Annotated in this window: 8 protein-coding genes and 1 pseudogene; 6 read left to right on the forward strand and 3 right to left on the reverse strand. The window is 36.6% G+C overall.

Features of this window, described 5'->3' with window-relative positions; all coding sequences use genetic code 11:
- Positions 1-69: 69 nt before the first annotated feature.
- Both IQ237_RS17905 and IQ237_RS17910 read right to left on the reverse strand, forming a co-directional pair.
- Positions 70-474 (reverse strand): type II toxin-antitoxin system VapC family toxin, encoded by a 405-nt coding sequence (locus IQ237_RS17905; RefSeq protein ID WP_194057547.1) that lies wholly within the window; start codon positions 472-474, stop codon positions 70-72.
- A gap of 7 nt (positions 475-481) precedes the next feature.
- Positions 482-778: a hypothetical protein gene (locus IQ237_RS17910; RefSeq protein ID WP_194057549.1), complete on the reverse strand. Its 297-nt coding sequence runs from the start codon at positions 776-778 to the stop codon at positions 482-484.
- Between the two features lie 298 nt (positions 779-1076).
- Here IQ237_RS17910 and IQ237_RS17915 point away from each other — a divergent pair, with 298 nt between their 5' ends.
- The 4 genes from IQ237_RS17915 to IQ237_RS17930 all read left to right on the forward strand — a co-directional run bounded on the left by IQ237_RS17915 (position 1077) and on the right by IQ237_RS17930 (position 4096).
- Complete coding sequence (locus IQ237_RS17915) at positions 1077-1361, forward strand: DUF6516 family protein (protein WP_228020435.1); 285 nt, start codon at positions 1077-1079, stop codon at positions 1359-1361.
- Positions 1358-1711 (forward strand): MarR family transcriptional regulator, encoded by a 354-nt coding sequence (locus tag IQ237_RS17920; RefSeq protein WP_194057560.1) that lies wholly within the window; start codon positions 1358-1360, stop codon positions 1709-1711. The genes IQ237_RS17915 and IQ237_RS17920 overlap by 4 nt, the downstream gene beginning before the upstream one ends.
- Positions 1712-2159: 448 nt before the next feature.
- Entirely contained in the window at positions 2160-3362 is a 1203-nt protein-coding gene (locus IQ237_RS17925; RefSeq protein ID WP_194057562.1) for an AAA family ATPase, read from the forward strand.
- Positions 3356-4096: a DUF4276 family protein gene (locus IQ237_RS17930; RefSeq protein ID WP_228020437.1), complete on the forward strand. Its 741-nt coding sequence runs from the start codon at positions 3356-3358 to the stop codon at positions 4094-4096. Before IQ237_RS17925 ends, IQ237_RS17930 begins: the two co-directional genes overlap by 7 nt.
- Positions 4097-4471: 375 nt before the next feature.
- Here IQ237_RS17930 and IQ237_RS17940 read toward each other — a convergent pair whose 3' ends face one another.
- The gene (locus IQ237_RS17940) at positions 4472-5230 is read right to left on the reverse strand and encodes a Uma2 family endonuclease (RefSeq protein ID WP_194057564.1); all 759 of its coding nucleotides are present in this window, start codon (positions 5228-5230) and stop codon (positions 4472-4474) included.
- 138 nt (positions 5231-5368) lie between these two features.
- Between IQ237_RS17940 and IQ237_RS17945 the strand changes: the two are divergent.
- A pseudogene (locus tag IQ237_RS17945) lies at positions 5369-5551 on the forward strand (hypothetical protein); the annotation flags it as partial.
- Positions 5552-5690: 139 nt separating this feature from the next.
- Positions 5691-6686: a PRC-barrel domain-containing protein gene (locus IQ237_RS17950; RefSeq protein WP_194057566.1), complete on the forward strand. Its 996-nt coding sequence runs from the start codon at positions 5691-5693 to the stop codon at positions 6684-6686.
- Positions 6687-6713: the final 27 nt, after the last annotated feature.

A 6713-nucleotide genomic window follows, 5' to 3' on the forward strand; every position in this document is an offset into this window, starting at 1 on the left:
CGAAAAACCCAATAACAGCTTAACCCAACCTACAGTTTTAAATACATCAGCCAAAAAATAATTTAATCATCATAATTCTACCCAATTCTCTAATTTTAAACCCTCAACTCTGGACAAATCACTATCATTAGAAACCACAATTAAATCTTTAAGAATAGCAGTAGCAGCGATTAAAACATCTTCAGTTTGAATTGGTACACCCCTTAATCTCAAATTAGCATGAATTTGGGCAGATTTTTCTAAAATTGCCAAGTCATCTAAGAAAATAATCGGATATTCTTGACAAAATTCCTCAAATCTTGCTCTTTGTTTTGGCGCATCAACCGCTAAAAAACCTCGCCTAATTTCAAAATAGGTAATACAACTAATAAAAATCTTTTCTTCCTTAGACTCACTAATTGTAATCTTGTGAATAACTTGGGAATTTTGTTTCAGTGCTAAAGAAACAATATTAGTATCTAATAAATAATTCATAAATTTTCTATTTTCTTTTAACCGCATCATCAAAAATTGCCCTTTGTTCAGGAGTAAAATCCTCTCCTATTTTAGCCAAAAGGTGTAGAGCCATGATACCACTACAACGCTTTTTAAGACTTTCTTCTGATATCTGACTAAATTCTTCCAAAGAAAAGTTTTCTTTAAATACTTTTACTAAATCTTGAACCATTTTCGTATAATTTAGATCCTCTTTAAATAAAGGACGTTCTTCCATTAAAATAGCAACAACATTCTCAATTCTCTTAATTATTGATTCTTGTTTCATATCAGTTGATAACATAATTATTACCTCACTAAATAGTCTTTATGTCCATTATATCAAGTTTGTTAACTTTTGGAAATGATTTATACTAACACTGTTGAATCACCAATGAGTCCCCAAAAGTTTGTAGCTACTGTCTTGAATGTCAAGCGATCGCTCGTAGGTTAGATTGATGAAGTGCGATCGCTTGTAGTTTGGATTGATAAAATGCGATCGCTCGTAGGTTGGATTGATAAAGTGCGATCGCTCAACTGTGCCGTTCGGATCATAATATTGCTACTCGACAGAAGTTAAATATATTGCTACAATGCAATATATGAAGGCCACTCTAATCGCCAAAGCAAAAGAAGTTCATGACGACGGATCAATCGTCGAGGTTGTTATATGGGAATTACCAGAACCAACACCACCAAGTACACATAAATACAAATACAGATTATTTTACGGGCAGAATGGAAAATGTAGAATTAGATATGACAACGAACGCGGAAAAGGAGATCATAAACATATAAACTCACACGAAAGCGATTACAACTTCACAAGCATTGATAAATTGCTTGACGATTTTGAAAAAGACATTGAAACATGGAGTGAATCATGAAAGCAATTATTGAAGTAGCCAAGGGTGGTTCTGCAATCCGAGCCGCTCGTCAACAAATTAAAGACTCCGAAATTGGAAAGCCAGTAAATTTTAGACTTTCATTTGAATCTGCAAAATCACTTTTTAGCGAGCTAACGCCTGCTCGACTTGATTTGCTTGATACTTTAAGCAAAATAGAGCCATGCAGTATTTACGCGCTGGCAAAAACAGCCGAAAGAAACTATTCAAACGTATACACAGACGTAAATCGCCTGGAAGAACTGGGATTAATTGAACGGACAGAAGAAGACAAAATATCTGTACCGTTTGAAGCCGTTGAAATATTCATGCCACTAGCGAAAGCAGTGTGAGAATTTGAAAAAACGCCGAAGGTGAGCTTTATGTTAGCCTACATTACCTCTTAGCCGGTAGATTGGATTGACCAAGTGCGATCGCCTGTTGGGGTTAAGTATAATCGGCGATCGCTCAAATTAAACGTATAAAGCGAGATCGCTTATAATATACTAGACCTCTCCGAAAATGAATGTAGAGACGTTGCATGCAACGTCTCTACAAGGGTTCTGGAAACCGCACATTTAATTACCGGAGATGTCTACTGAATAGACAACATATATTAGACAACCATTCAACCATAGGAGCTATCTATGTTGTTACAAGAACTTAAAGAGCAGATATTTCAACTACCATCAAGCGAACTGACAAGTCAGCGATTACGCTATCGCAAAAGATAAATAATTGTTTATTCCTTACCCAAAATATTAGCAATAATATAGTTTTATTTAAGATTAGGAGAAGAAAATGGAAGGTAAAAGATTTATTCATAAAATCAAATTACAAAACTTTCTCTCCTATGGAAGTGATGGAGAAGAAATTGAATTACAACCGCTAAATGTATTAATTGGAAGGAACAGTGCAGGGAAATCTAATTTAATAGAAGCTATTAGTATTTTAAAAGCAACACCCACAGATTTACCAGCACCATTTCGTCAAGGTGGAGGTATTAATGAATTTTTATGGAAAGGTGAGGGAAGTAATTCTATAGCTAATATAGACGTTATATTAAATTATCCAGAAAGATACAGAAACAATCTACATTACAAATTAAGCATAACAGAAGTAGGACAAAGATTAGAATTAGTAGATGAATTTCTGGAAAATGAACAAGCTTATGAAGGACAGGAAGATGTCTATTTTTATTATCGTTATCAAAATGGTCGTCCAGTTTTAAATATCAATAAACTCACGGAAGATAGTAAGAGATTTGAAAGAAATATCCGCAGAGAAGATTTAATTTTAGATCAGTCAGTTTTATCTCAAAGAAAAGATCCTGATTTATATCCTGAACTTTCTTATGTGAGTACAGAATTTTCTAAAATAGGTTTATATCGTAACTGGCAAATGGGGCGTTCTTCAGAACCAAGAAATGCTCAAAAAGTTGATTTACCTCAACATCCTTTATTAGAAGATGGGAGTAATTTAGGTTTAGTTTTAAATGATTTAAAATATCAACTAGGGAGTAGAAAACTTAATGAATGGCTGACTAAATTTTATGAAGAAGCGGAAGAATTAGATGCAAGATTATATGGCGGTACTGTGCAAATATTTATTCGGGAAAAAGGGTTAATTCAACCAATTCCTGCAACTCGTTTATCTGATGGAACATTGCGATATTTGTTTTTAATGGCGTTACTTTTAGATCCTACTCCACCACCACTAATTTGTATTGAAGAACCAGAAATAGGTTTACATCCAGATATTTTACCAACCATTGCGGAAATGTTAATAGAAGCATCACAAAGAACCCAATTAATTGTCACAACTCATTCTGATGCTTTGGTTTCTGCATTGAGTGAATATCCTGAATCTGTAGTAGTTTGTGAAAGAGATAATACAGGAACTCATTTGAGGAGACTTAACCCAGAAAGATTAAAAAAATGGTTGGAAAAATATACTCTTGGTGATCTTTGGAGAATAGGGGAACTTGGTGGAAATAGATGGTAAGTATTCGTATTTATATTGAGGGTGCTGGAAATGCAAATGATGATGATGAACTTTTACCAATGCAACGTCCAGGTTTTAGAAGTAAAATTATTGCAGGTAAGGAAACTACAAGTAGTCTCCGTGAAGGATTTAGTCAATTTTTTCAAGAATTAGTTGATATTGCTAAAGAACAAAAAATACAGTTTAGGATAGTCATGTGTGGTTCTCGTGCAGATGCTTATGAAAATTTTAAATTATCTTTAGAATCTCATCCTGAATCTTTCAATATTTTATTAATTGACTCCGAATCTCCAATATCTCCTCATCAAAATTCTTGGGAACATTTGAGAAATAGAAAAGAGGATCAATCCTGGATTAGAGGTGATAACCTGGATTATGATGATGATCAATGTCATTTTATGGTTCAAGCAATGGAATCTTGGTTTGTTGCTGACATTAATGCTTTAAAAGCATTTTATGGTGAAGGATTTAAAGAAGAAAAAATCACAAGAGGAATGAGAAATTACCAAAATATAGAACAGGTTTCTCCTAAAACTTTATTAGTATGGTTAGAGTCAGCAACTCGTCATTCTAAACATGGTAAATATGATAAAAAAACTCGTCGTCCACCTCACCATGCTTTAGAAATTTTAAAACGTCTTAATGCCGATATAGTTCGTCAATCTTCCCCTTATTGCGATCGCTTATTTAATACTCTAAGATCAAGAATTGGATATTTACCAGATGAATCATAGCCTAGTGCTGTTCCTCTTGTGCTTGTCGCTAGTAGGTTAGATTGACTAAAGTGCGATCGCTTATAATATACTGAATAGACAACATATATTAGACAAGTATTCAATCATAGGAGCTATCTATGTTGTTACAAGAACTTAAAGAGCAGATATTTAAACTACCATCAAGCGATCGCCTTGCGTGAGTCAGTGCCATAATTGAGTCATTGCAAAATCAGCCAACTTTCAATGTTGATCGCTCTGGTGCAATTCAACGAATGCGGGGCTTATTAAAAACAGACAAACCTGCACCAACTGATGAGCAAGTAGATGCAATGTTATAAAAGCTTAAATAATATTAGAAGAGATTAAACACTGATGTTTGGTTGACAGGAAATACTACAAATTAACTCCTTTTTCTGCTAGTAACTGTCTTAATTTAGCTAATTCTGCTTCGGCTAAATCTGCACGTTGTTTTTCCTGTTCTGCACGCTGTTTTTCTTGTTCTACTGGTGTAGGCAACCAGTTATGATCTCGATCATACCAACGTAGCCACGATCTAGTTAATCCTTGATATTCTCCATGCCATAAGCCTAAACCCAATTCTGCCTCTTCTAACCATACCCCCAGTCCATTTATTGACAAAGGTTGATAACGACTCATTACCAACCCAAAACAATTAAACTCATCTGTATAACGGTTATAAACAAAATAATAGGGGATTCTCAGGATTTGTTCATAAACTGACCATTTATTAGGAGGTTGATTAACTTCCCTTAAACTTCTGCCTAAATCCTCTGCTTCTGTACCTGGTGATATCAATTCTATAGCAACAAAAGGATTTACTCCCTCCTGCCAAGTAACGTAACTTAATCTGAGTTCTGTTTCTTGATAAAATCGAGATACCCCCAACACTGCAAACCAATCTGGGCGCTTATACCATTGGGGATGGCGGGAATCATAATATAAGTTTAAATCACTACCTGTAAATATATTATCTTCACTATAGGTAGGTGGGCGAAACGTAAGGCGTAATAATTCAGGTTGTAATAAGTGAAATTCATCCGGCAATCCCCGTTCCTCCTGATTTTCACTAGGTAAATCATACATTGTAGGCAATGCTTCTTGAGGAGATAATGGAGGATCTATTTGATACATGATTGATTAGCTCCCTGCGTTAGCGTCGCTGATTATGGATTATGTTCGCAATTTGAGCATTTAAACTTATTATAACCCCTTAGCTTAACATAGACGTGACCACAGGAGGACACGGTTTCCGATTCCTATATGTTTTGAGATGGGGCAAATGTGGAATGATTAGCTAGAATGATAAAACAACAAGCACAACAAGCGCAGTTTATCGTTGTCAGTTTGCACCTTCCGATGATAAAATCAGCCGAACGCACAATTGGCGTAACTCAAGCTAGAGGTGATCAGCAAAAGGCAAGAGGCAAAAGGCAAAAGGCAAGAGTACAATAATGATATTCTGACCAATTACCCATGACCAATTACCCATTACCAATCACCAACTACCTTGATTTTCTGTTAAAAATAGTTTATATACAAACCGGATTCGAGATTGCCTACGGCACGCTAAGATAACAGGACGACCTATAGAATGACCTCCGAACAAATAATTAGACGTTCCGATATATTAAACACCCAAGTAATTACCCGCGATAATGGCAAAAGGCTGGGTATAGTGAGTCAACTTTGGGTAGACATTGATCAAAGAGAGGTTGTGGCGCTTGGGTTGCGAGACAGCCTGATCTCTATCTCTGGACTGCCTCGCCAAATGTATCTTAGCAGTATCAACCAAATCGGTGATGTGATCTTGGTTGATAATGAAGATGTGATCGAAGATGTTGATGTGGAAGCTCTCAGTAACTTGATGAACTGGGAAGTGATCACTGAAACAGGGGAAGTATTAGGCAGAGTTAGGGGCTTTAAATTCAATGGCGAAAGTGGTAAAATTTACTCTATTGTCATCGCTTCCTTGGGAGTACCCCAAATACCTGACCAGTTTTTGAGTACCTATGAAATATCCATAGATGAAGTTGTCAGCACCGGACCGAGTAGACTGATTGTATTTGAAGGTGCAGAAGAACGGGTAAACCAGTTAACAGTCGGTGTTTTAGAACGGTTGGGTATTGGTAGAGCGCCTTGGGAAAGAGATGCAGAAGAAGAATATGGTTATTCTGCACCCCGCGCAGTTTCTCCAGCAAACCAGTTACCTAGTGGTGTACCTTTAGAACCCCCTAAACCCAAAGTTCGCACTCCTGAACCTGTAGCACAGGAAGAGGAAGAATGGACCGAAGATTATATAGAAGAAGAAATACCACAGCGTCGGGTAATGGAAGCCCGCGCTTATGAATCCATACGCTACGAAGAGGAAGAAGAAGATAACTGGAGTGAAGCAACGAGTAGCGATAGATATCAAGCACCAGCACCTAAAAAACCAGCACCTCAACCCTATAGCAAAACCTACGCTGATGAATATGATGATTATGATGATGTAGAAGGTGATGCTTGGGATGATGCTCCCAAACCTGTGAATATTCCTAAGAAGGTGAAGGAAAGACAGGTGGAATACGAGGAAGAAGGCGGATATTAAGTTTTGTAAACCCCACCCCCAACCCCC

Source organism: Sphaerospermopsis sp. LEGE 08334 (genome assembly GCF_015207205.1).
In the GTDB taxonomy this organism is placed as follows: Bacteria; Cyanobacteriota; Cyanobacteriia; order Cyanobacteriales; family Nostocaceae; genus Sphaerospermopsis.

Bases quoted from the DNA above. Each gene is read 5' to 3' on its own strand.
- IQ237_RS17920 (WP_194057560.1), top strand. From the start codon at position 1,358: ATGAAAGCAATTATTGAAGTAGCCAAGGGTGGTTCTGCAATCCGAGCC.
- IQ237_RS17940 (WP_194057564.1), bottom strand. From the start codon at position 5,230: ATGTATCAAATAGATCCTCCATTATCTCCTCAAGAAGCATTGCCTACA.
- IQ237_RS17950 (WP_194057566.1), top strand. From the start codon at position 5,691: ATGACCTCCGAACAAATAATTAGACGTTCCGATATATTAAACACCCAA.
- IQ237_RS17925 (WP_194057562.1), top strand. From the start codon at position 2,160: ATGGAAGGTAAAAGATTTATTCATAAAATCAAATTACAAAACTTTCTC.
- IQ237_RS17915 (WP_228020435.1), top strand. From the start codon at position 1,077: ATGAAGGCCACTCTAATCGCCAAAGCAAAAGAAGTTCATGACGACGGA.
- IQ237_RS17910 (WP_194057549.1), bottom strand. From the start codon at position 778: ATGTTATCAACTGATATGAAACAAGAATCAATAATTAAGAGAATTGAG.
- IQ237_RS17905 (WP_194057547.1), bottom strand. From the start codon at position 474: ATGAATTATTTATTAGATACTAATATTGTTTCTTTAGCACTGAAACAA.
- IQ237_RS17930 (WP_228020437.1), top strand. From the start codon at position 3,356: ATGGTAAGTATTCGTATTTATATTGAGGGTGCTGGAAATGCAAATGAT.